Source organism: Bradyrhizobium betae (genome assembly GCF_008932115.1).
In the GTDB taxonomy this organism is placed as follows: Bacteria; Pseudomonadota; Alphaproteobacteria; order Rhizobiales; family Xanthobacteraceae; genus Bradyrhizobium; species Bradyrhizobium betae.
Map to the genome: position 1 here is coordinate 2,258,908 of NZ_CP044543.1, position 22,868 is coordinate 2,281,775.

15 protein-coding genes, 1 tRNA gene and 1 pseudogene are annotated in these 22,868 nt (G+C 64.9%); 10 read left to right on the plus strand and 7 right to left on the minus strand.

All coding sequences use genetic code 11. The features are described 5' to 3' along the window. The first annotated feature begins 196 nt into the window (after positions 1 to 196). Positions 197 to 1,720 carry a peroxidase family protein gene (locus F8237_RS10805; RefSeq protein ID WP_151644480.1) on the plus strand — a complete coding sequence of 508 codons (1,524 nt, stop codon included), beginning with the start codon at positions 197 to 199 and terminating at the stop codon, positions 1,718 to 1,720. A gap of 201 nt (positions 1,721 to 1,921) precedes the next feature. Here the strand turns inward: F8237_RS10805 and F8237_RS10810 are convergent. Both F8237_RS10810 and cpdR read right to left on the minus strand, forming a co-directional pair. After that, a tRNA-Val gene (locus tag F8237_RS10810) sits at positions 1,922 to 1,996 on the minus strand. Between the two features lie 76 nt (positions 1,997 to 2,072). Then, positions 2,073 to 2,432 (minus strand): cell cycle two-component system response regulator CpdR, encoded by a 360-nt coding sequence (gene cpdR / locus F8237_RS10815; RefSeq protein WP_007597092.1) that lies wholly within the window; start codon positions 2,430 to 2,432, stop codon positions 2,073 to 2,075. A gap of 353 nt (positions 2,433 to 2,785) precedes the next feature. Here cpdR and F8237_RS10825 point away from each other — a divergent pair, with 353 nt between their 5' ends. From F8237_RS10825 to F8237_RS10835, 3 genes are all read left to right on the plus strand, one after another. Next, positions 2,786 to 3,676: an N-formylglutamate amidohydrolase gene (locus F8237_RS10825; protein WP_151644484.1), complete on the plus strand. Its 891-nt coding sequence runs from the start codon at positions 2,786 to 2,788 to the stop codon at positions 3,674 to 3,676. Positions 3,677 to 4,220: 544 nt separating this feature from the next. Further along, the gene (gene hisN / locus F8237_RS10830) at positions 4,221 to 5,003 is read left to right on the plus strand and encodes a histidinol-phosphatase (RefSeq protein ID WP_015688747.1); all 783 of its coding nucleotides are present in this window, start codon (positions 4,221 to 4,223) and stop codon (positions 5,001 to 5,003) included. A 27-nt stretch (positions 5,004 to 5,030) separates the two neighbouring features. Next, positions 5,031 to 5,993, plus strand: a complete 963-nt coding sequence (locus F8237_RS10835; protein ID WP_151644486.1) for a Bug family tripartite tricarboxylate transporter substrate binding protein — start codon at positions 5,031 to 5,033, stop codon at positions 5,991 to 5,993. A 112-nt stretch (positions 5,994 to 6,105) separates the two neighbouring features. On the opposite strand, the gene F8237_RS10840 is transcribed toward F8237_RS10835, so the two are convergent. Then, a complete protein-coding gene (locus F8237_RS10840; RefSeq protein WP_151644488.1) occupies positions 6,106 to 6,996 on the minus strand; it encodes a LysR substrate-binding domain-containing protein in 891 nt (296 codons plus the stop codon). 90 nt (positions 6,997 to 7,086) lie between these two features. On the opposite strand from F8237_RS10840, the gene F8237_RS10845 reads away from it, so the two are divergent. Continuing rightward, positions 7,087 to 7,839, plus strand: a complete 753-nt coding sequence (locus F8237_RS10845; protein ID WP_151644490.1) for a sulfite exporter TauE/SafE family protein — start codon at positions 7,087 to 7,089, stop codon at positions 7,837 to 7,839. 5 nt (positions 7,840 to 7,844) lie between these two features. On the opposite strand, the gene F8237_RS10850 is transcribed toward F8237_RS10845, so the two are convergent. Continuing rightward, positions 7,845 to 8,255, minus strand: coding sequence for a GFA family protein (locus F8237_RS10850; RefSeq protein ID WP_151644492.1), 411 nt, complete (start codon positions 8,253 to 8,255; stop codon positions 7,845 to 7,847). Between the two features lie 69 nt (positions 8,256 to 8,324). After that, on the minus strand, positions 8,325 to 8,957 hold the full coding sequence (locus F8237_RS10855; RefSeq protein ID WP_151644494.1) for a LysE family translocator: 633 nt from the start codon (positions 8,955 to 8,957) through the stop codon (positions 8,325 to 8,327). 246 nt (positions 8,958 to 9,203) lie between these two features. On the opposite strand from F8237_RS10855, the gene F8237_RS10860 reads away from it, so the two are divergent. Together F8237_RS10860 and F8237_RS10865 are read left to right on the plus strand one after the other, a co-directional pair. Further along, entirely contained in the window at positions 9,204 to 11,000 is a 1,797-nt protein-coding gene (locus F8237_RS10860) for an adenylate/guanylate cyclase domain-containing protein (RefSeq protein WP_162005985.1), read from the plus strand. Positions 11,001 to 11,186: 186 nt separating this feature from the next. Next, positions 11,187 to 13,943 carry a di-heme-cytochrome C peroxidase gene (locus tag F8237_RS10865; RefSeq protein WP_151644497.1) on the plus strand — a complete coding sequence of 919 codons (2,757 nt, stop codon included), beginning with the start codon at positions 11,187 to 11,189 and terminating at the stop codon, positions 13,941 to 13,943. Positions 13,944 to 14,017: 74 nt separating this feature from the next. On the opposite strand, the gene F8237_RS10870 is transcribed toward F8237_RS10865, so the two are convergent. Further along, positions 14,018 to 14,965, minus strand: coding sequence for an alpha/beta fold hydrolase (locus tag F8237_RS10870; protein ID WP_151644499.1), 948 nt, complete (start codon positions 14,963 to 14,965; stop codon positions 14,018 to 14,020). 209 nt (positions 14,966 to 15,174) lie between these two features. On the opposite strand from F8237_RS10870, the pseudogene F8237_RS10875 reads away from it, so the two are divergent. Next, positions 15,175 to 15,644 (plus strand): annotated as a pseudogene (locus F8237_RS10875) (Hsp20 family protein). Positions 15,645 to 15,935: 291 nt separating this feature from the next. Beyond that, a complete protein-coding gene (locus F8237_RS10880; protein WP_151644501.1) occupies positions 15,936 to 16,706 on the plus strand; it encodes an alpha/beta fold hydrolase in 771 nt (256 codons plus the stop codon). A gap of 140 nt (positions 16,707 to 16,846) precedes the next feature. Here F8237_RS10880 and F8237_RS10885 read toward each other — a convergent pair whose 3' ends face one another. Continuing rightward, positions 16,847 to 17,578: a hypothetical protein gene (locus F8237_RS10885; protein ID WP_151644503.1), complete on the minus strand. Its 732-nt coding sequence runs from the start codon at positions 17,576 to 17,578 to the stop codon at positions 16,847 to 16,849. A gap of 490 nt (positions 17,579 to 18,068) precedes the next feature. On the opposite strand from F8237_RS10885, the gene gltB reads away from it, so the two are divergent. Continuing rightward, a complete protein-coding gene (gene gltB / locus F8237_RS10890) occupies positions 18,069 to 22,802 on the plus strand; it encodes a glutamate synthase large subunit (RefSeq protein ID WP_151644506.1) in 4,734 nt (1,577 codons plus the stop codon). Positions 22,803 to 22,868 lie beyond the last annotated feature (66 nt).

Here is a 22,868-nt window from a genome sequence, read left to right on the forward strand (position 1 = left end):
TATACGCCCGGACCGCAAGCTGAAAATCACGATCGATTCACGCTGCTGCGTGCAGCATGCCGGCAAGACCAGCGACGTGAGACCGCTCGATGCTCACACGCCAACACGCGCGGATCGCCGCGCGTGAACGACGTGTGATGCCGGCATGGGGCGGATATTTCGGTGTTTTTCCGGTCCATTTTCAAGGAGAATTTTCATGAGCACACGTCAAGTGCGTCCCCACGGCGTCGGCGTACGCGGATCGACGCTTTCCCGCAGCTCGCTTCTGTTCGAGGGGCCATTCGGACGCATGTTCCGGGCTCTGCCGCCTGCGGATTTTGGCGCCGATGACGCGGCGTCGGTCGCCGCGCTGACCAAGCTGGGCCAGGCCATGATTGCGGACCCGGATCCCATCAAGGACGGCGAGGACGACGAGGAAAGCGGGCTTCCCGCGGCCTATACTTATTTCGGCCAGTTCATCGACCATGACCTCACGTTCGATCCCGCCAGCAGCCTGCAACGCCAGAACGATCCGGACGCGCTGCAGGACTATCGCACGCCGAAATTCGACCTCGACAACGTCTACGGTCGCGGCCCCGACGATCAGCCCTATCTGTACGAAGACGGGAGATCCTTCATACTTGGCTTGGACCTGACCGGAGCGGCCGCCAACCCGCGCGCCAGGGACCTTCCCCGCAGCCAGCCGAAGACGACCAACGCGCGCGAGCGCGCGATCATCGGCGACCCCCGCAACGATGAGAACGTGATCATCTCGCAATTCCAGGGCCTGATGCATCGCTTCCACAACAAGCTGGCCGCGGATTCGCCGGGAGCTTCCTTCGCGGACGTCCAGCGCGAGGTCCGCTTCCACTACCAATGGGCCGTCCTGCACGATTTCCTGCCGGCGATCGTCTCCGCCGACGTGCTGCACGACATTCTGCCGACGTCGATGGGAGCCGGTCTGTTCGAGCCGAATCTCAAATTCTACAAGCCCAGGAACGAAACCTTCATGCCGCTGGAATTCTCGGCGGCCGCCTACCGGTTCGGCCATTCGATGGTGCGGCCGGGTTACCGACTGTCCGAGACGATTCCTCCGCTTGCGATCTTCGAAACCAACCCGAACAAGGCGCTGACGGGCTTCCGCAAGTTTCCGTCGAACTGGGCGATCGACTGGAATCTGTTCATGGACCTCGAGCCGCGCGACGCGGCGAATACGACGCGGACCCAGCTCGCCTACAAGATCGACACCTCGCTGGTGAATCCGCTCGGCCACTTGCCGCACGAGATCGGCTTCGACCCCTCGATTCTGGCGTCTCGCAACCTGCTGCGCGGCTGGCGCATGCGGCTGCCTTCAGGACAGGTCATCGCCGAGTCGATGGGGCTTGCGCCGATGAGGGACAAGGACATCCTGATCGGGAAATTCACGGGCAAGCCGGAGGACATCAAGGGATCGATCGACACGATCGACCCGGCGTTCAAGGAGAACTGCCCGCTGTGGACTTACGTGCTCGCGGAGACCGTCGAGGTCATGGTCCCGATCGAGACGACGAAGGGAACCAAGAGCGTGAAGACACGCAAGCTAGGGCCGGTTGGTGGGCGTATCGTGGCCGAAACGATCGTCGGCCTGCTGGTCCACGACAGCCAATCCTACCTCTCGCAAAATCCGCGCTGGAGACCTTCGAAGGGCAAAAAAGGACGATTCGGATTACGTGAATTGATGCAAACCGCCCTGCAGGGGTAGGCGAACAGCTTGGGGGCTGACCGGGTGCCAGGCGTCAAACGCCTGGCTCGCGGAAGGGAGGGGCTTGCCGAGCCGAAGCTCGCGGCTGCAAGCCCGCCTGCGTCCTTTGGAGCAAGATTCTAAAGTCCGTCTACGCTCTTCGAGCTACGCCGGACACACTTCGCGGCATTTTTTCAGGCTGTGCCACGCGAAGCCGAAGCGTGGTGGGCGCGACAGGGATCGAACCTGTGACCCCTACCATGTCAAGGTAGTGCTCTCCCGCTGAGCTACGCGCCCTAAAAGTCCACTTGCGTTCGGGTCGGGTCCCTATAACGGCTCAGGGGAGCCGGTGCAAGGACCGAAGGGGGCCGATTTAGGCCGCCAGCATCTTGTTCACTTCGCTGACCAATTCGCGCAGATGCACGGGCTTGGACAGCACCTTGGCGTTCTTGGGGGCGTCCGAATCCGAGTTCAGGGCGACCGCGGCGAAGCCGGTGATGAACATGATCTTGATGTCCGGATCGAGTTCCGAAGCCCGGCGAGCGAGCTCGATACCATCCATCTCGGGCATCACGATATCGGTGAGCAGCATCTCGAACGGCTCTTCGCGGAGCCGTTGATAGGCGGCCATGCCGTTGTCATGGGACGAAACCTGAAAACCGGCGTTTTCCAGCGCCTTGACCAGGAAACGTCGCATGTCGTTGTCGTCTTCGGCGAGCAGGATCTTTGGCATGGCTGGAACGTCGAATCCCCAAGACAATTACAAGGCAGCAGAGTTCACTAAGCCCGACAGAGGGTAAATTTCGGGTGAAAATCTTTACCCTGGCCCGATCGGCGCGCCCCCTTGTGAACCTGATCTCGGCACGAATCAATCGCGGCGCCCGGTGCAGTCCCCGCCTCGCTGCCCGCACGGTTAAGACATGTTCCAATGCCGATCACATCTTTTCGCTTGGCAGAATGGTTGCGATTCCGGACAATGACGACACATAAGAGCCGCTTGATCGGCCGAATCATTCGATCCGGGCCTCTTTGCGGATCCTGCGGCGCAAGGGACCAAGCCTGGAACAAGGGACGAAGCCTGAGAAGATGACCCGGTTTGACGGCGACATGTCGCCAGCCTTCGAGATCGTGGAGCCCGCGCAATGGCGCGCGCCGGTCATCTTCAACTCGCCCCATTCCGGCTCGACCTATCCGGACGAATTCCTCAGCGCATCGCGGATCGATCTGGTGACGCTGCGGCGCTCGGAAGACTCCTTCATGGACGAGCTGATCGGCCATCTCAGCGATCGCGGCTTTCCGACCGTGCGGGTCAACTTTCCGCGCTCCTATGTCGACGTCAATCGCGAGCCCTACGAGCTCGATCCCCGCATGTTCACCGGCCGCCTGCCGAGCTTTGCCAATACGCGCTCGATGCGGGTCGCGGGCGGGCTTGGCACCATTCCGCGCGTGGTCGGCGACGGCCAGGAGATCTACCGCGACCGCATCGTGGTCGACGATGCGCTGGCGCGGATCGAGACGCTCTACAAGCCCTACCATCGCGCGCTGCGCCGGCTGATCAACAAGGTGCACCAGATGTTCGGCACCGCGGTGCTGGTGGACTGCCACTCGATGCCCTCGGTCGGCGTTTCCCGCGACGAGCCGCGCCGGCCCGACATCGTGATCGGTGATCGCTACGGCACGAGCTGCACGCCGCTGCTTGCCGACAGGGTCGAGGAGACCATGGGCGGGCTCGGCTATTCGATCGGCCGCAACAAGCCCTATGCCGGCGGCTTCATCACCGAGCATTACGGCAATCCCGCGAGCGGCCTGCACGCCGTGCAGCTCGAGCTCAACCGCGGGATCTACATGGACGAGCGGCGGCGCGAGCGCGGTCCGCGCTTCGGCCAGGTTGCCTCCGACTTCGGCGTGCTCGCCGACGTGCTGGCGACCACGATCCCGTTCGGCGACCTCGGCCCGTTCCAGGCCGCGGCAGAATAGGCGCAAGCCGTCGCCGCGCGATCACGTCGCGGGTCAACCAGGCACAGCTGCAAGCATATCGACCGCCAAATCTTCGCTTCGCGTTTTCGCGCAGTTGAAGTGAAGATGGAGTCCATAAGAAAAAAGGGCCGCTTCTGATGAAGAAGCGGCCCAAGTCTAGGGAGGAAACGCCCAAGGAGGGCAGCGGTAACGCAGAGCGCTACCGCACCGCAACAATATGCGGCCGCGACGCACAAAGTGCAAGGGCTTTCGAGCCATTTCCCATGCAAAACGCACATGGCTCAATTGCTTATACAGAAACCCAGATTCAGTTTCTTTGATAAGGAAATTCAATGGGTTGATAGTCATTTGCATACGAACAAGGCATGTTCGGAACTAAGTTTTCAACTCAATGATCGATATTTGGCCACCATGTGACAGTGACGAGGCAGCCGACTTCGGCATCCAAAATACCAGGGTGCAAATCAAGACAGCGCTGCACGCGAGAGGCGATTTAAGCTAGGCAGGAGCGAGCTTCACCCAACTTTCGTTTTGAGGATACGCCGTGACGGTGATCGACTTCTCCGCCTTCATCGGACGGCTCGCGACCGCCTCCGGCGAAACCATCCTGCCGTTCTTCCGCACCTCGCTGTCGATCGACGACAAGAGCAAGACCAAGGATTTCGATCCCGTGACGGAGGCCGACCGCGCCGCCGAGGCGGTGATGCGGCGGCTGATCAAGGCCAGCTTCCCCCAGCACGGCATCGTCGGCGAGGAATTCGGCAACGAGCGCGAGGATTCCGACTATGTCTGGGTGCTTGATCCCATCGACGGCACGAAATCCTTCATCGGCGGCTTTCCGATCTGGGGCACGCTGATCGCATTGCTGCACAAGGGCACGCCGGTCTACGGCATGATGCATCAGCCCTTCATTGGCGAACGCTTCTCCGGCGACAACGGCTCGGCCACTTACAAAGGCCCCTCCGGCGAGCGCCGGCTCCAGGTCCGCCGCTGCGCTTCGCTCTCGGAAGCGACGACCTACACCACCAGCCCGTTGCTGATGAACGAGCGCGACCGCGCCATTTTCGGCCGAATCGAGAAGAACGCGCGGCTGTCGCGGTATGGCGGCGATTGCTACTCCTATTGCATGCTGGCGGCCGGCCACGTCGACCTCGTGGTCGAGACCGAGCTGAAGCCCTACGACATCGCGGCCCTGATCCCGATCGTGACCGGCGCCGGCGGTGTCGTCACCACCTGGGAAGGCAAGCCGGCGCAAGGCGGCGGCCGCATCATCGCCGCCGGTGACGCCCGGGTTCACGAAGAAGCACTGAAGCTGCTCAACCAATAGGCCGTCAAGAAGCCTGCAGGAGCCCGCATGAAGATCAGCCGCACGCTCCTCCTTATGGTCCTGCTGCTGCCGACGCTGGCGTCCGCGCAGAATTTCCCCACCAAGCCGATCAAGCTGATCGTGCCGTTCCCGGCCGGCGGCCCCAACGACATCATCGCCCGCGTGATCGGCCAGCGCATGTCGGAGCTGTCGGGCCAGCCGGTGCTGATCGACAATCGCGGCGGCCAGGGCGGCGTGCTCGGCACCGACGCGGTCGCCAAGAGCCAGCCTGACGGCTACACCATCGCGATATCGAGCGCGGGCGCGCTTGCGATCAGCCCGAGCATGGAGAAGGTCGCCTACGACACGCTGAACGATCTCACCCCGGTGACGCTGGTTGCGACCGTGCCGGAAATGCTCGTCGTCGCCACCAACGTGCCGGCCAAGGACATCGGCGAACTGATCGCGCTGGCCAAGGCGCAGCCCGGAAAACTCAACTTCGCCTCCTCCGGCCCCGGCAGCCTGCCGCATCTGGCCGGTGAATTGTTCAAGCTGACGGCCAAGATCGACATCGTGCACGTGCCCTATCGCGGCGCCGCGCCGGCGGTGAACGATTTGCTGGGCCAGCAGGTGCAGATGACGTTCCTGGACCTGCCGGTGCTGCTGCCGCAGGTCAAGGCAGGCGCCCTGCGGCCGATCGCGGTCGGCTCGGCCGAGCGCTCGCCGACCGCGCCTGATGTGCCGACGACGGCGGAAGCGGGCTTTCCTGACCTGCGCATCGAGAACTGGTACGGCATGGTTGCGCCGAAGGGCACGCCGAAGGAGATCATCGCGGCGCTGCATGGTCTTGCGACGAGGGCGATGGCGGATCCCGGCGTGAAGGAAAAGCTCGCCGCCCAGGGCGCGACGCTTGTCGGTGACGAGCCAGAGCATTTCCGGAAGTTCATCGCGGATGAGACCGCGAAATGGACCAAGGTGATCAAGGACGCCGGGGTCGAGACGGCGAAGTAGGCCAACCGTCATGGCCGGGCTTGTCCCGGCCATCCACCGTCTCTCCCACTCGGCACGAAGAACGTGGATGCCCGGGACAAGCCCGGGCATGACGAATTTGTGGGGTCCCCCATCACACCGCCTCGGCCCGCAAATGCTCCACCAGCATCTTCGCCGGCCGTGGCAGCGTCTTGAAACTCCGCGCGCAGATCACGAGTCTCCGGTTGGCCCAGGCATCGCGCAGGCGGACCATGGCGAGCGGCATCAGCTTGGCGCAGCGGCGGGCGGCGGCTTCGGGCACCAGCGCGACGCCGACGTCGGCGGCGACCATCTGGCAGATCGCGTCGAAGTCGCGCAATCGCGCGCGGAAATGCGGACGCATGCCGAGCCGTGCGGCATGCTTGGAGATGTGGACCTGAAGCGCCGTGGCGCTGGTCAGCCCGACGAAGTCGCAAGCGCCCGCCTCCTGGAAGTCGATCTGGCGGCGGCCGGCGAAGGGGCCGCGGCGCGACGCGACCAGGGTCAGGCGGTCCTCGCTGAAAACGAAGCGCTCGATATGATCGGGCAGCGCATGCTCGGCGGCAAAACCGAGATCGGCGGCACCCGCGGTGATCGCCGCCGCGATATCGGTGCTCTCGCGCTCCTCGATATCGATGGCAACGTCGCGATGCTCGCGCAGGAAGCCGGCGAGCGCCTTCGGCAGATGCTCCGACAGCCCGGAGGTGTTGGCGAGCAAGTGCACGCTGGCGCGCACACCACTCGCAAATCCGGCGAGGTCGCCGCGCATGGCGTCGATCTGGTGAATCACGAGCCTGGCATGGTCGAGCAGGCTCTCGCCCGCCGCGGTCAGTTCGACGCCGCGGCGCCCGCGCTTGAGCAGCGCGACGCCGAGCGCGTCCTCGAGCCCCTTGATGCGGGCGCTGGCCGAGGCCAAAGCGAGATGTGACCGTTCCGCGCCGCGGGTGATGCTGCGCTGGTCGGCGACCGCGATGAATAGCTGGAGGTCGACGAGGTCGAAACGCATGGCAGGTCTCCGCAGCTTTCGTCAGGGACGAAGGCTGTCTCCGTAACCTCCAGATTGTGCCGGCGCGCGGCTTCGGTCAATGTGCCTGGCATGATCGACCCGCTTCTCATTGTCATCGCTGCCGTCTTCCTGCTCGCCGGATTCGTCAAGGGCGTGGTCGGACTCGGCCTGCCGACGGTCTCCATGGGCCTGCTCGCGGTGAGCATGGCCCCGAGCCGCGCAATCGCCATCGTGATCGTGCCGGCCATCGTCACCAACATCTGGCAGACCTTCGCCGGCCCCTATTTGCGCGATATCCTGCGGCGGCTTTGGCCGCTGATGATCGGCACCGTGATCGGCTGCTGGCTCAATGCCGGCGCGCTGACCGGCCCGCATGCGCGCTACGGCACGATCGTGCTCGGCGCCCTGCTGGTGATTTACGCGGTGATCGGGCTGAACAAATTCCAGTTCCACGTCGCGCCAAAGAACGAGAAATGGGTCGGCGGCGTGGTCGGCGTGATCACCGGCATGATCTCGGCCTCGACCGGCGTGCAGGTGATCCCCTCAATGCCGTTCATGCAGGCGATCGGCATGGAGAAGGACGAGCTGGTGCAAGCGCTCGGCGTGTTCTTCACGACCGCGACGCTGGCGCTCGCCTTCAACCTGACCGCCGGCGGATTGCTGACGCCGGCCAACTCGGTGCCGGGCGCCGTCGGCATGGCCACGGCCTTTGCCGGCATGTTCATCGGCCAGTCGGTGCGGGCGCGGATGCCGGCGGAAGCGTTTCGCCGCTGGTTCCTGATCGCGATGATCTTGCTCGGCCTCTATCTCGCCGGCAGCGCGCTGCTGAAAGAGTTTGCCTGAAACGCTCAGGATTTCGGTTCGAAGCCCGGCACCCATTTTTCGTGCTGGGGCAGATCGTCCTGGATCGTCCACCACGGCGCGCGCGACGAGGTGAAGACATGCAGGCGAGGCCTGACTTGTGGATCGTCGTCGAGCAGGCCGGCGGGAATGCTGACGGTCGGCAGATAGCTAGCCCTGCCCGGCGTCAGGCAGCCGCAGGTCCTGCAGCGATAGCGGAAACTTCCCGGCGCGGATTCATAAGCCACGGTCGTGTCCTCGCCCGCTACGAAGCGAAATTTGTCGGCGTCGACATGGGCGTAGGTGGCGAAGGCCGCGCCGGTGAGCTTGCGGCAATTGGCGCAGTGACAATGCGTCAGCGCGCGCACCTGATCGACCTCGAAACGCACGGCGCCGCAGAGACAGCTTCCCCGAACCATCGAGACCTCCCTCCCGCGCGGCCTCTACCTGGCCGATCGCGGGCTGCACCAGTCATTCGTTCGAACGAGCTACCGCGTCTCCAGCATGGCGACGCGGATACCGAGGTAGATGAAGAGGCCGCCGAGCGCGCGGTTAACCCACGCGATCGCGCCCTCCGAACTCCGCAGGCGGTGCGCGGCCTTGGCCGCGAACGCCGCCAGCACCAGGCACCATAGCGTCCCCGTGAAGATGAAGATCAGGCCGAGCGTCAGGAAGGCCAGCGGCTTGTGCGGCGAATCGGCTGCGACGAATTGCGGCAGGAACGCCAGGAAGAACAGCGCGACCTTGGGATTGAGCGCATTGGTGAAGACACCCTGGAGGAAGACCCTTCGCAGCGAGCTCCGCACCGGCTCGTCGATAGCCGCTGCCAGCACCGGCCGCGACCACAGCATCTGAAGTCCTGTGACGACCAGATAAGCCGCGCCGACCAGCTTCAGGATCGAGAACGCAGTCGACGAGGCCATCAGCAGGGCCGACAGGCCGATCGCGGCGGCCGCGACATGGAAAAAGCAGCCGCAACTGATGCCGAGCGCGGCAGCGGCGCCGCCCCGCCAGCCCATCTGCATGCTGCGTCCGATCACATAGACCGAGTCCGGCCCCGGCGTGATGTTGAGCAGCAAGCCCGACAGGATGAAGAGCCAGATCTCGTGAATGCCCAGCATGTGAGGTGCCCCCGCGGCCCCGCCCCGCCTCTCAAAGGGCGGGCTTAGTCGGTTCACCCGGCCCCGTCCACCGCCGGATTTGCAGAGGATTTACTTCGAATTTGCAATGCGCATCATACTATCGCTCGGCCGCATCTGCTCTATAAAGGCAGGGTTCTTGATATGCGGGATTCGAGGCGACTGCCACGCCGTGGCCGGTCCTTGGTCCCTTCCAAGTCTCTTGCAGGTCTCTTGGAGCCCCGGAATATGGAAAGACGTCTGGCCGCCATCGTCTGCGCCGATGTCGCCGGCTATTCGCGCATGATGGGCAGCGACGAGGCCGGCACCCATGCCGCCTTCAAGGCCCACCGCAGCGCGATCCATCCCATCATCCTCAATCACGGCGGCCGGGTCGTCAAAAACACCGGCGACGGCTTCCTGCTCGAGTTCCCCTCGATCGTCGGCGCCACCGAGGCGTCGATCGCGATGCAGACGCTGATGGCGGAGCGCAACCACCATCTGCCCGCCGACCGCGCCATGCAGTTCCGGCTCGGCATCCATATGGGCGACGTCATCGCCGACGAGGACGAGGTGTTCGGTGACGATGTCAACATTGCCGTCCGCCTCGAAGCCGTGGCGAGCCCCGGCGGCTTCGCGATCTCGGCCAAGGCCTACAAGGAGGCCAGCCGACACCTGACCGTGCCGCTGGTCGATGGCGGCAACCATCGCTTCAAGAACATCAAGGACCCGGTCGCGATCTGGACCTGGTCTCCGGAGGGCGCACCGGCGCTCGCCCCCGAACTGCGGGAGGCATCCGCGCTCTCGCAGCAGTACCGCACCGCCATCGTCGGCGTGCTGCCCTTCGCCAATCTCAGCGATGCCCAGGACGAATATTTCTCCGACGGCCTGACCGAGGATTTGATCCACGCGCTGTCGCTGCAATCGTTCTATCGCGTGCTGAGCCGCAACTCGACCTTCGCCTTCAAGGGCAACAATGTGAGCACCCGGCTGATCGCGCGGGAGATCGACGCCACGTATCTGATCCAGGGATCGGTGCGGCGGGCCGGAGCCAAGATCCGCGTCACCGCCGAACTGATCGCGCCGGAGACCGGCGAGCAGCTCTGGACCGGCCGCTACGACCGCGACATCGGCGACCTCTTCGCGATGCAGGACGAGATCACCACCAATCTGTCCGCCGCCATCGCTACCGAGATCGTCCGGGCGGAAGCCTCCGCCCCGGCCCGGCTCTCGACCGACGTGACCGCCTGGGACCGCTTCCTCAAGGGGCTGTCGCATTATTACCGGCAGACCAAGGAAGATCTGCACCTCGCCATCGACCTGTTCCGGGAAGCCATCAAGGTCGACCCCAAACTGTCGATCGCGCACGCCTATCTCGCCACGATCCAGATCCAGAGCATCCAGTTCGGCTGGATCAAGGGCACGCGCGAGATGTGGGCGGAGGCGATGAAGCTCGCCGAGACCAGCGTGCGGCTCGACCCGCGCTCCTCCTTCGCCTTCTCGATCCTGTCATGGACACATGCCCTGGAGGGGCATTACGAGGCTGCGATGGACGCCGCCAAGCGCGCCGTCGCGCTCAACCCCTACGACAACGGCGCACGCGGCGTGCTCGGCATCTGCCATTTCGTCATCGGCGAGCACCGCGAGGCGATCGAGCTGTTCTCGATGGCGGCACAGCGCGACAACAGCGACCCGCGCTACCAATGGGCCGCGCTGAACGCTTTCAGCCATTATCTGTTGGGGCGGTACGACGCGACGCTGTCATGGGCCCGCGAGCAGCTCTACATCAACCCGAACCACATGCAGGCGCTGGCGATCCGCGCCGCGGCGCTGGCACAATTGGGCCGCATCGGCGAGGCCACCGAAGCCACCGGCGTGCTGATGGGCCACCACCCGGCCCTGAACGTCGACCGGCACTTGCGCAATTTCCACTGGAAGCGGCCCGAGGACCTCGCCCATTACCGCGAGGGGCTTCTGAAGGCGGGCGTGCCGCTCGCCAGGCTGACCTTGATCCAGAGCGACGTCAAACGCGCAGCGGAGTCCTGACAGGCGAGCCGCGGTCCCCGGCAACTCGTCGGTGCCCTCTGGCCTGCTTTTGTTGACAGGACAGTGAATTCAGCCACACTTCGTTACACGCTGAAGTAGTATAGCTTGCTGCCGGTTTGTTAGGACTTTCCGCGCTTGATCGGCGCGCCTGCATTTGACGATTCGCCGTTTTCAGGATTTTGGGCCATGACCGACCCCGCCTCGAAGCCCCCTTTCGATCCCTCGATCCAGGTCTCGCCGAACAATCCCTGTCCGTTCCTGCGCGGCCTCGTCGGCGAAGGCTTCGTCGACGGCGGCACCGTCCCGCTCGGCAAGCTGTCGGAGACGATTGCGAATGCGACCGGCGAGACCGGGCTGAAGAAGGCATTCGCCCGTCTCCAGGTCCGCGGCGTGGCGCTCATCGCCAACGGTCTCGGTCACATCCTCAAGAGCATCTTCTCGGGCGCGCAGCTCGACGCGCTGCGCGGCGGCCCGCTCGACAAGCTCGGCGCCGGCTCGCGCATCCTCGGCGTCGACGGCAAGGTCAATGAGGGCGAGATCAAGCGGCTCGAGAGCTTCGGCCGGACTTACCAGGATCCGAACAGCGGCGGCACCGAGCCCGGCCTCAATGCCGCGGAAATCCAGACCTTCATGCGCGACAACCTGAAGCGCGCCGGCAGCGCCGCGCGGTGGTACTACCCGCTGCTGATGAAATTCGAATGGCCGATACTCCTGAAGATCATCGGCAAGGGCGAAGGCGAGAACCGCTATCTCGGCGTCGCCGACGTGCGCACGCTGTTCAACGAGCGCCAATTCCCCGCCCGCATCAACCAGCGGCTGGTGTCGCAGCCAGTGCCGTCCACCTGCCAGCGCGTGGCATGGGGAGCCGCCAAGCTTCTGGCTCTGCTCGTCGCCATCGGTCTCGCCCTCCTGGTCGCAGTCGCCGAATTCCCCAACCAGGTCCGCGCGATGCTGCCGCAGAAGGGAATCCTCGTAAACCTTCTGCCGCCGCCCTTGCCGAAGCTCCCGGAAACGACAGCCGCGTTCTGGCTCGAGCAGAACTGGTCGCTGAAGGACCGGCACTGGTTCCATCATGCCAGCCAGGGCACTGCGACCTTCCCGGTGCCCTATGAATGGTTCATGGCGCTGGAGCAGCCGCGGCTGCATCTGTTCTCGCGGCCCGGCATGATGAAGGACAGCGCCTATCTCGAACGCTTCGGCTTCATTCCGAGCCCGCAATCGATCCAGACCGACCCCACGACGCTGCGCCGCTATGGCTACGCCAATGTCTATGAGACGACGCAGGCATCGGACTGGTCGACGCGATGGACTCCCGCGGAGAACGTCGACGGCCTGCCGGTCGGCTTCGCACGGATGACCGGCGTCACCGATCCCGCGACCGGCGGTCGCGAGCAGGACAAGATCGGGCTGACCTGCGCGGCCTGCCATACCGGCCAGATCCACTACAAGGGCATCGACGTCCGCTTCGACGGCGGCCCGGCCATGACCGACCTGAAGAAACTCGAGCTCTCCACCGGCCTGTCGATCGCCTACACGCTGTATGTGCCATTTCGCTTCCAGCGCTTTGCCGATCGCGTGCTCGGACCCGAGGCCGGCAAGGCGGACCGCGACGCGCTCAAGCAGAAGCTCAGTGCGATCGGCAATTTCCTGATCGATTGGGCCAAGAATTACGGCAAGACGATCGAAGGCAAGAAGACCTGGGACGGCAAGCAGCAGCGGGACACCGAGGAAGGCTTCGGCCGCCTCGACGCCCTCAATCGCATCGGCAACCAGGTGTTCTCGCAGGACTTCGCGCTCAGCGGGGTCAAGGGCTTCGAGAAGAACCTGCATGCCCAGGACGCGCCGGTCAGCTATCCCGCGATCTGGACCGTGCCGTGGTTCAAGTTCGCGCAGTACGACGCCTCGATCGAGCAGCCGCTGATCCGCAATGCCGGCGAAGCGCTCGGCGTCACGGCGCTGCTCAACCTGTCCGACGCTTATCCGGAGGACAGGCTTTGGCGGTCGTCGGTTCATATCAACACCATCGGCTGGATCGAGGACATGCTCAGGGGCCCCGATCCGTTCAAGGCGGCCAAGCCGGAGTTCGGCGGCCTGCTGTCGCCAAAATGGCCGTCGCAGATTCTCGGCGACGCCTGGAGGATCGATCAGAAGAAGGCTGATAATGGCCGCAAGATCTACACCGAGATGTGCTCGGGATGTCATCTGCCGGCCGTCAACACCGACGCTTTCTGGTCTTCAGGGCATTGGGAGCCGAGCGGCGACAGCAAGGTGCTGAACGCGGTGACGATCCCCACCGACGAGATCAAGACGGATCCCGAGCAGTCGATGGTGCTCGGCACCAGGACCGTCGACGTGCCCGGCTTCCTGAAGGTGAACACGGCCGACCTCAAGACCTGGTGGCAATGCGACGGCTCGACGGCGAGCTCGCCGACCGAGATGTCATATGCGCTCGGCCTCATGACGGTGGTCGATCTCGTCGCCCGCAAGTGGATGGACGACGACAAGATTCCGGACGTCGAGCGGGCAAAGCTGTGGAATCTCGCGCGCAAGAACTGCCCCAATCCGGCGCCCGGCCCCCGCTATCGCGCGCGGCCGCTGAACGGGATCTGGGCCACTGCACCCTATCTGCACAACGGCTCGGTACCGTCGCTCTACTGGCTGCTGAAGCCAGCAAGCGAGCGTCCGCAGAAATTCTGCATGGGCCGCCGCGACTATGATCCCGTCACCGTCGGCTTTGCCGTCACCGCCGACGAGCGCTGCAAGACGGGCGAGACGCAGTTTTCGACGACGGGATCCGACGGCAAGCCGCTCCAGGGCAACAGCGTGCTCGGCCATTCCTTCGAACGCAAGCCGGGCGAGGAAAGACGCCCCGGCGTCATCGGCCGCGAATTCAAGAACGACGACGAGCGCTACGAGTTGATCGAGTATCTGAAGACGCTGTAGCCAAAGCCCTCATCGTCATGGCCGGGCTTGTCCCGGCCATGACGAGTTTGCGGCTCTGTCCGCAATACAAACTCTCACTTGAACAGCGGCGTGCCCGGCACGAAGGCATCGAAGGCGGCCCAGAACTGGGAGCGGTAGCGGTCCTGCTCCTGGAGGATCTCGTGCTTGGCGCCGGCGATCACCAGATGAGAGCCGGCGCGCAAATGATAGGCGAACTCCTCGATCGCCGCGGTCGAGACCACGGTGTCGTTGGACGCCGCCAGCATCAGGATCGGCTGGCGGATCTCGGAGGGGTAGTGAGTGCCCTTGAAGGTGTGCATCGCGCGGAAGGCGGTATCGGCCCAGGCGACCGTCGGTGACGCCAGCCCGAGCGTCGGATCCTCCTCCAGGATCGCGGCGTTGCGCGCATAGCGCACGGGATCGCTGGTCAGGGGATTGTTGATGAAGGGGTTGAGCCCGGTGATCTGGTCGCTGCCGCCGGGGACATAGCGGCCGCCCATTCCCATCAGGCGCATCGTCTTCAAAATCGCCCGCGCCGGCAACGAGGTGGCGCGGCCGGGCAGGTCGATCATCGGCGCCGTCAGCACCATGCGGTCGAACCAGCGCTTGCCGGCATGCGCCACCCGCAGCAGCACGGTGCCCCCCATGGAATGGGCGAGCGCGAAAAAGGGCGGCGGGCAATCCGGCAGCACCACCTGCTGCACGAAGGTCTCGACGTCGATCTCGAAATCGGAGAAGTCGCGCACATAGCCCTTGCGCGGATCGCGCAGGCGGCGCGAGGAATGGCCCTGCCCGCGCCAGTCGATCATCGCCACCGCAAAGCCGCGGTCGCGCAGGTCGCGGACGGTCTCGAAATATTTCTCGATCTGCTCGCTGCGCCCGGTGAAGACGCAGACCGTTCCCTTGCGGCCCGCCGGCGGCGCCCAGCGCGCAAAGCGCAGCTCGACGCCGTCGGGCGTCTTGATGGTGCCGCTGACGACGTCTTCGGGGACGGGATTGGAGGGAATCGAGATCAGCGTCATTGGGCGCAAAGTGCTGAAAATCAAGGGGCGGGAGCGCCGAAAAGGCGCAAATTGCCGCCCTCTTGAACGCAGTGTCCCTGAACCCATATCACCATGGTGCAGGCCGCTACCAGTGTTTCGGACCCGGAACATCAGGCTGCACACAGACGAAAGCCCGGCCCGATTGGCGGGCGGGTTAGCGAACAGTCGCTCAACGGAGGACTTGAACCATGCGTACCTACGATCTCACCCCCTTCTACCGTTCCACCGTCGGCTTCGACCGCCTCTTCAACCTGCTCGACCAGGCCGGTTCGGACGGCAGCCCCGGTTACCCCCCTACAATATCGAGCGTACCGGCGAGAATACCTACCGCATCACCGTCGCGGTCTCGGGTTTCGCCAAGGATGAGCTCTCCCTCGTCGCGAAGGAAAACACGCTGACGATCAAGGGCGAGAAAGTCGCAAACGAGAACAGCAAGGCCGAAGTGCTCTACCGCGGCATTGCCGCGCGCGCCTTCGAACGCGCCTTCCAGCTTGCCGACTTCGTGCAGGTGAAGGACGCTTCGCTCGAGAACGGGCTGCTTCACGTCGACCTCGTACGCGAGATTCCCGAAGCCAAGAAGCCGCGTCAGATCGCGATCAACGTTGGCGCGCCGAAGGCGCAGGTGATCGAGAACTCGGCCGCGCAAGTCGCCGCGTAAAGTACGCTCGCCACTTCCAGGTTGCGAAAACGCCCCGGTGCCCCGGGGCGTTTTTTTTGCATGTTCAATCGCTGGCTCACGAACAGCCGCGAGTCGTCGGCTGGTTTTCGGTTGAACTGGAAATACGGTTTCGGGTCTCTCGTTCTACCGTGCCCACGCACTGCGTAAATCGCCTGCGCGCCTTGCGGCGCCTGATCAGGACGTTTGTCACGGATCAGTGACCGAGCGTAACGCCGCCGCCCAGCGCCTCGTCCTTTGGATATCGAACCCAAAACAAGACGGAGAACGATCATGACTTTCTGGCGCAGCCTTTTCGTCGCCGCGAGCCTGCTGGCGGCCCCTCTCAGCCTCGCTCACGCGCAGACGCCGCAGACCGTGAAGGCCAGGAACGTCGTACTGGTGCACGGCGCCTGGGCCGACGGCTCGAGCTGGTCGGAGGTGATCCCGATCCTCCAGGCCGCCGGCCTCAACGTCACTGCCGTTCAAAACCCGCTCGGCTCGCTCGCCGAGTCGGTCGAGGCGACCAAGCGCGCGCTGGCCGAGCAGGATGGACCGACCGTGCTGGTCGCGCATTCCTGGGGCGGCACGGTGATCAGCCAGGTCGGCACCGACCCGAAGGTCAGCGGCCTCGTCTACATCGCCGCGCGTGCGCCCGACGCGAACGAGGATTTCGTCGCGCTGTCGAAGCAGTTTCCGGCGGGACCGGCGCGCGCCGGTATCGTCGAGCGCGACGGCTTCACCAAACTCTCGGAAGATGCCTTCCTGAAATATTTCGCCAATGGCGTCACTCCGGAACGCGCCAAGGCGCTCTATGCCGTGCAATGGCCGACGGCAGCTTCGATCTTTGCCGGCCGCACCACTGAGGCCGCGTGGCATTCGAAGCCGAGCTGGTACGCGGTCTCGAAGAACGACGGCACCATCAATCCGGATTTCGAGCGCTTCCTGGCCAAGCGCATGAACGCGACCACGGTCGAGCTCGATGCCGGCCACCTCTCGCTGGTGTCGCATCCGAAGGATGTGGCGAATCTGATCCTGGAAGCGGCGGGGTATCCGCGGAGCTGAGCGGCAATCGCCTTCATGAAAAGGCGCCCGAGATGTTCGGGCGCTTTTTTGTTTGCTCAGGCCTGTCCCCGGTGTGGTCCGTGCGAACGCAGGGACGACAGCGTTGGTGTGGTTAGCGCCGTCGCATCAAACGAGCAGAGCTAATCCAGCCCCTGCGCCGCCGGCATCTCCTGCGTCGGCAAAATCGTGGGCGCGGGCCTGGCCTGGCCGACTGTCGGTGCAGCCGCCTCGGCCGGCTTTGCCTGCACGGCGGCCGTTTGCTGCGCGGGCTCGGCCGGCCTTGCCGCCGCGACCGGCGCCTCGCTGCGCGGCGGGGCGGCCTTGGGCAGCGGCACGGCGCGGCTGGCGACGTGCGGGATCGGGGCAGGCGGACGCGGCGGACCGCCGCGGACCATGGTGGGCGGCGGCAGCGCGCTTTGCGGTCCGTAAGGCGCCACCGCGCGCTCCTCGAAGGCGGGGGCCATGCCGTAGGCGTCGGCGGCCGGCATGAAGCGCAAGATTCTCCCGTCGCGGGCGTCGATCACGAGCCGGCCGTCGTCGCCGCGCCGGTCGATCACGGCAATGGTGTAGACGCTGCCGCGCAGGCGCGGGATGCCGAGCGGCGAAAAGCCGTTGTCGCGCAACACGGCGTAGACCTCGGTCGATGGCAGCAGCGCCGGGGCCGGGCCGCGCTCCTCATAGCCATAGCCGTAGCGCGGCTGGGGTGGCGGCGCGGCCTCCGGCGGCGCATAGGGCCCGTCGAAATCCGACACGGCGATTGCAGCCCCGCCCAAAATACCGTTCGCCGGGACTCGCGCGAGAATCTGCGCTTGAGCCGCGGTCGCGGCCAGCGCCAGCGCGGCGGCGGCCACACATCCTGTGAAAAACTTCATGGTCGGCACGCTCCTGTCAGACCCCCGAATGCCTCGCGCGCTTTCGCTTCTTGCGGCGTGACGCGCCTTTCGAAGGGCCGATCCGAAGCTTCAATTGAGAATTCGGCGTCGGCAGGGCCGGATCAGGGCGCGTTTGCTTCAAAACGGGGGCCGCGCAACTTTCGGAAAGCGATTGATTGACAGATCGGGAATCGGGACTTTCGCGCGCTTGTGTGATAGACAAAAATTTGGCAAGGTGATCGTTAGGACAGGATGACTGTCTCAATTTTGCTTGCGGTTCCGGCATAGGGATTGCAACGAAAGTCGGTGCTCTCGAGCACCAGGAAGGCAACAGGCAAAGCCGTTCTCGGGGACGAAGAACGCCTAGCTTGGCTTTAAGAAAATGCGGCTCGCAGCGGACGAGCGGTGACCCAGAAGCGGGTGCCGCGGAACGCCCAAGGTGCGCCGAAGAGAGCGGTGAGGCAGCTTGCCGCATGGAGAGGACGAGGACATGAACGGGTCGCAATTCGAGCGCGCAAACATCGTGGCAGACCAGCTGTCGGCGACGGTCGCCTCGAAAACGACCGATCCGATGCAGGAACACAATTCGCGTCCGCCGGCCGTGGGCCTCTACGATCCGAGCCTCGAGAAAGATTCCTGCGGCGTCGGCTTCATCGCCAACATCAGGGGCAAGAAGTCCCACGAGATCGTCTCCGACGCGCTCAGCATCCTCTGCAATCTCGAGCATCGCGGCGCTGTCGGCGCCGACCCGCGCGCCGGCGACGGCGCCGGCATTCTGGTGCAGATCCCGCACGCCTTCTTCAGCCGCAAGGCGAAGGAGCTCGGCTTCGCGCTGCCTCAGCCGGGCGAATACGCCATCGGCGCGCTGTTCCTGCCGCGCGACACCGCCTGGCGCAACGTCATCAAGAGCATCATCGCCGACCAGATCAAGGAAGAGGGCCTGACCCTGCTCGGCTGGCGCGACGTGCCGACCGACAATTCCTCGCTAGGCGTCACCGTGAAGCCGACCGAGCCCGCCTGCATGCAGGTGTTCATCGGCCGCAACGGCACCGCCAAGACCGAGGACGATTTCGAGCGCCGCCTCTACATCCTGCGCAAGTCGATCTCGCAGGCGATCTATCAGCGCCGCGACCGCGGGCTGGCGGGCTATTACCCCTGCTCGATGTCCTGCCGCACCGTGATCTACAAGGGCATGTTCCTCGCCGATCAGCTCGGCAAGTACTATCCCGACCTGCACGAGAAGGATTTCGAGAGCGCGCTGGCGCTGGTGCATCAGCGCTTCTCGACCAACACCTTCCCGGCGTGGTCGCTGGCGCATCCCTACCGCATGATCGCGCATAACGGCGAGATCAACACGCTGCGCGGCAACACCAACTGGATGGCGGCGCGCCAGGCCTCGGTGAGCTCCGAGCTCTACGGCAAGGACATCAACCGGCTCTGGCCGATCTCCTACGAAGGCCAGTCGGACACCGCCTGCTTCGACAACGCCCTCGAATTCCTGGTGCAGGGCGGCTACTCGCTGCCGCACGCCGTCATGATGATGATTCCGGAGGCGTGGGCCGGCAATCCCCTGATGGATGAGACGCGCCGCGCCTTCTACGAATATCACGCCGCGCTGATGGAGCCGTGGGACGGCCCGGCCGCGATCGCCTTCACCGACGGCCGCAAGATCGGCGCCACGCTCGACCGAAACGGATTGCGGCCGGCGCGCTACCTCGTGACCAAGGACGACCGCATCGTGATGGCGTCCGAGATGGGCGTGCTGACCATCCCCGAGGACCAGATCATCACCAAGTGGCGGCTTCAGCCCGGCAAGATGCTGCTGGTCGACCTCGAGCAGGGCCGCCTGATCCCCGACGACGAGATCAAGGCCGATCTCGCCAGGAGCCATCCCTACAAGGAGTGGCTGGAGCGGACCCAGATCGTGCTGGAAGAACTGCCGAAGGTGCCGACCACCGGCGTACGCTCCAACCTGTCGCTGCTCGATCGCCAGCAAGCGTTCGGCTACAGCCAGGAAGACATCGCCATCCTGATGACGCCGATGGCCTCCATCGGCGAGGAAGCAGCGGGCTCCATGGGCAACGACACGCCGATCTCGGCGCTGTCGGACAAGGCCAAGCCGCTGTTCACCTATTTCAAGCAGAACTTCGCGCAGGTCACCAACCCGCCGATCGACCCGATCCGCGAGGAGCTGGTGATGAGCCTGGTCTCGATCATCGGACCGCGGCCGAACCTGTTCGACCTGCAGGGTCTCGCCACCACCAAGCGTCTCGAAGCGCGCCAGCCGATCCTGACCGACGCCGATCTCGAAAAGATCCGCTCGATCTCGGACGTGGCTGAATCCCACTTCAAGTCGCGCACGCTCGACACCACCTTCCACGCCGGCCTCGGCGCGGCCGGGATGGACCAGGTGCTCGACGAACTCTGCGCGCGCGCGGAAAGCGCGGTGCGCGAAGGCGTCAACATCATCATCCTGTCCGACCGCATGGTCGGCAGCGACCGCGTTCCGATCCCGTCGCTGCTGGCCTGCGCCGCCGTGCATCATCACCTGATCCGCACCGGCCTGCGCACGTCGGTCGGCCTCGTCGTCGAATCCGGCGAGCCGCGCGAAGTGCATCACTTCGCCTGCCTTGCCGGCTACGGCGCCGAAGCGATCAATCCTTACCTGGCGTTCGAGACCATCATCGCGATGAAGGACCGCCTGCCCGGCTCGCTCGACGATTACGAGATCGTCAAGCGCTACATCAAGTCGATCGGCAAGGGCCTGCTCAAGGTGATGTCCAAGATGGGCATCTCGACCTACCAGTCCTATTGCGGCGCGCAGATCTTCGACGCGGTCGGCCTCAAGGCGGACTTCGTCGGCAAGTTCTTTGCCGGCACGCATACCCGCGTCGAAGGCGTGGGCCTGGCCGAGATCGCGGAAGAAGCCGTGCGCCGCCATGCCGACGCGTTCGGCGAGGCGCTGGTCTACAAGACCTCGCTCGACGTCGGCGGTGAATACGCCTATCGCAGCCGCGGCGAGGACCATGCCTGGACCGCGGAATCGGTCGGACTGCTGCAGCACGCCGCGCGCGGCAATTCGCTGGACCGCTATCGCGCCTTCGCAAAGATCCTGAACGAGCAGTCGGAGCGCCTGCTGACGCTGCGCGGCCTGTTCCGGATCAAGAACGCCGAGGAAGACAAGCGCAAGCCGGTGCCGCTCGACCAGGTCGAGTCGGCCAAGGACATCGTCAAGCGTTTCGCCACCGGCGCAATGAGCTTCGGCTCGATCTCGCGCGAGGCGCACACCACGCTCGCGATCGCAATGAACCGGATCGGCGGCAAGTCGAATACCGGCGAAGGCGGCGAGGAAGCCGACCGCTTCAAGCCGCTGCCGAACGGCGACAGCATGCGCTCGGCGATCAAGCAGGTCGCCTCGGGCCGCTTCGGCGTCACCACGGAGTATCTCGTCAACTCCGACATGATGCAGATCAAGATGGCGCAGGGTGCCAAGCCCGGCGAAGGCGGCCAGCTGCCCGGCCACAAGGTCGACGCGACCATCGCCAAGGTTCGCCACTCGACGCCCGGCGTCGGCCTGATCTCGCCGCCGCCGCACCACGACATCTACTCGATCGAGGATCTGGCGCAGCTCATCTACGACCTCAAGAACGTCAATCCGACCGGTGACGTCTCGGTCAAGCTCGTCTCCGAAATCGGCGTCGGCACGGTCGCCGCGGGCGTCGCCAAGGCGCGCGCCGACCATGTCACCATCGCGGGCTTCGAGGGCGGCACCGGCGCTTCGCCGCTGACCTCGATCAAGCACGCCGGCTCGCCCTGGGAGATCGGTCTCGCCGAAACTCACCAGACGCTGGTGCGCGAGCGGCTGCGCAGCCGCATCGTGGTCCAGGTCGACGGCGGCTTCCGCACCGGCCGTGACGTCGTGATCGGCGCGCTGCTCGGGGCCGACGAGTTCGGCTTCGCGACCGCGCCGCTGATCGCGGCCGGCTGCATCATGATGCGCAAGTGCCATCTCAACACCTGCCCGGTCGGCGTCGCGACCCAGGACCCCGTCCTGCGCAAGCGCTTCACCGGCCAGCCCGAGCACGTCATCAACTACTTCTTCTTCGTCGCCGAGGAAGTCCGCGAGATCATGGCCTCGCTCGGCTTCCGCACCTTCAACGAGATGATCGGCCAGGTGCAGCTGCTCGACCAGACCAAGCTGGTCGCGCACTGGAAGGCCAAGGGCCTCGACTTCTCCAAGCTGTTCGTCAAGCAGAAGGAAGAGAAGGGCCAGAAGATCTACCACTCCGAGCGCCAGAACCATCATCTGGAAGCCGTGCTCGACCGCACGCTGATCGAGAAGGCGCAGCCCGCGCTCGACCGCGGCGCGCCGGTGAAGATCGACGCCGCCATCAACAGCACCAACCGTTCCGCCGGCGCGATGCTGTCGGGCGCGGTCGCCAAGATCTACGGCCATGCCGGCCTGCCGCACGACACCATCCAGGTCAGCCTCAAGGGCACCGCGGGCCAGGCCTTCGGTGCGTGGCTGGCGCAAGGCGTCACCTTCGAGCTGGAAGGTGAAGCCAACGACTATGTCGGCAAGGGCCTCTCGGGCGGCAAGATCGTCGTCAAGCCGCCGAAGAACTCTGGCATCGTGCCGGAAGAGAGCATCATCGTCGGCAACACCGTGATGTACGGCGCGATCCAGGGCGAGTGCTACTTCCGCGGCGTCGCCGGCGAACGCTTCGCCGTGCGCAACTCCGGCGCGGTCGCCGTGGTCGAAGGCGCCGGCGATCATTGCTGCGAATACATGACCGGCGGCATCGTGGTCGTGCTCGGCAAGACCGGGCGCAACTTCGCGGCCGGCATGTCCGGCGGCATCGCCTATGTGCTCGACGAGGATGGCTCCTTCGACAAGCTCTGCAACATGGCGATGGTCGAGCTCGAGCCGGTGCTGTCGGAAGAACTGATCAATGCCGGCACCTATCACCACACTGGTGACCTCGAGGCGCACGGCCGGGTCGATGTGCTCAAGAACCTGCTCGCCTCCGACGTCGAGCGCTTGCACATCCTGATCTCGCGCCACGCCAAGGCGACCGGCTCCAAGCGCGCCGCCGACATCCTTGCCAACTGGAAGGACTGGCTGCCCAAATTCCGCAAGGTGATGCCGGTCGAGTACCGGCGCGCGCTGCGCGAAATGGCCGCCAACGCGGACGCCGAGCCGAAAATCGCGATCGGGGCGTAAGGCAACAAGCCCTCATGGTGAGGAGCGCGAAGCGCTTCTCGAACCATGAGGTCACCAGCGGGGCCT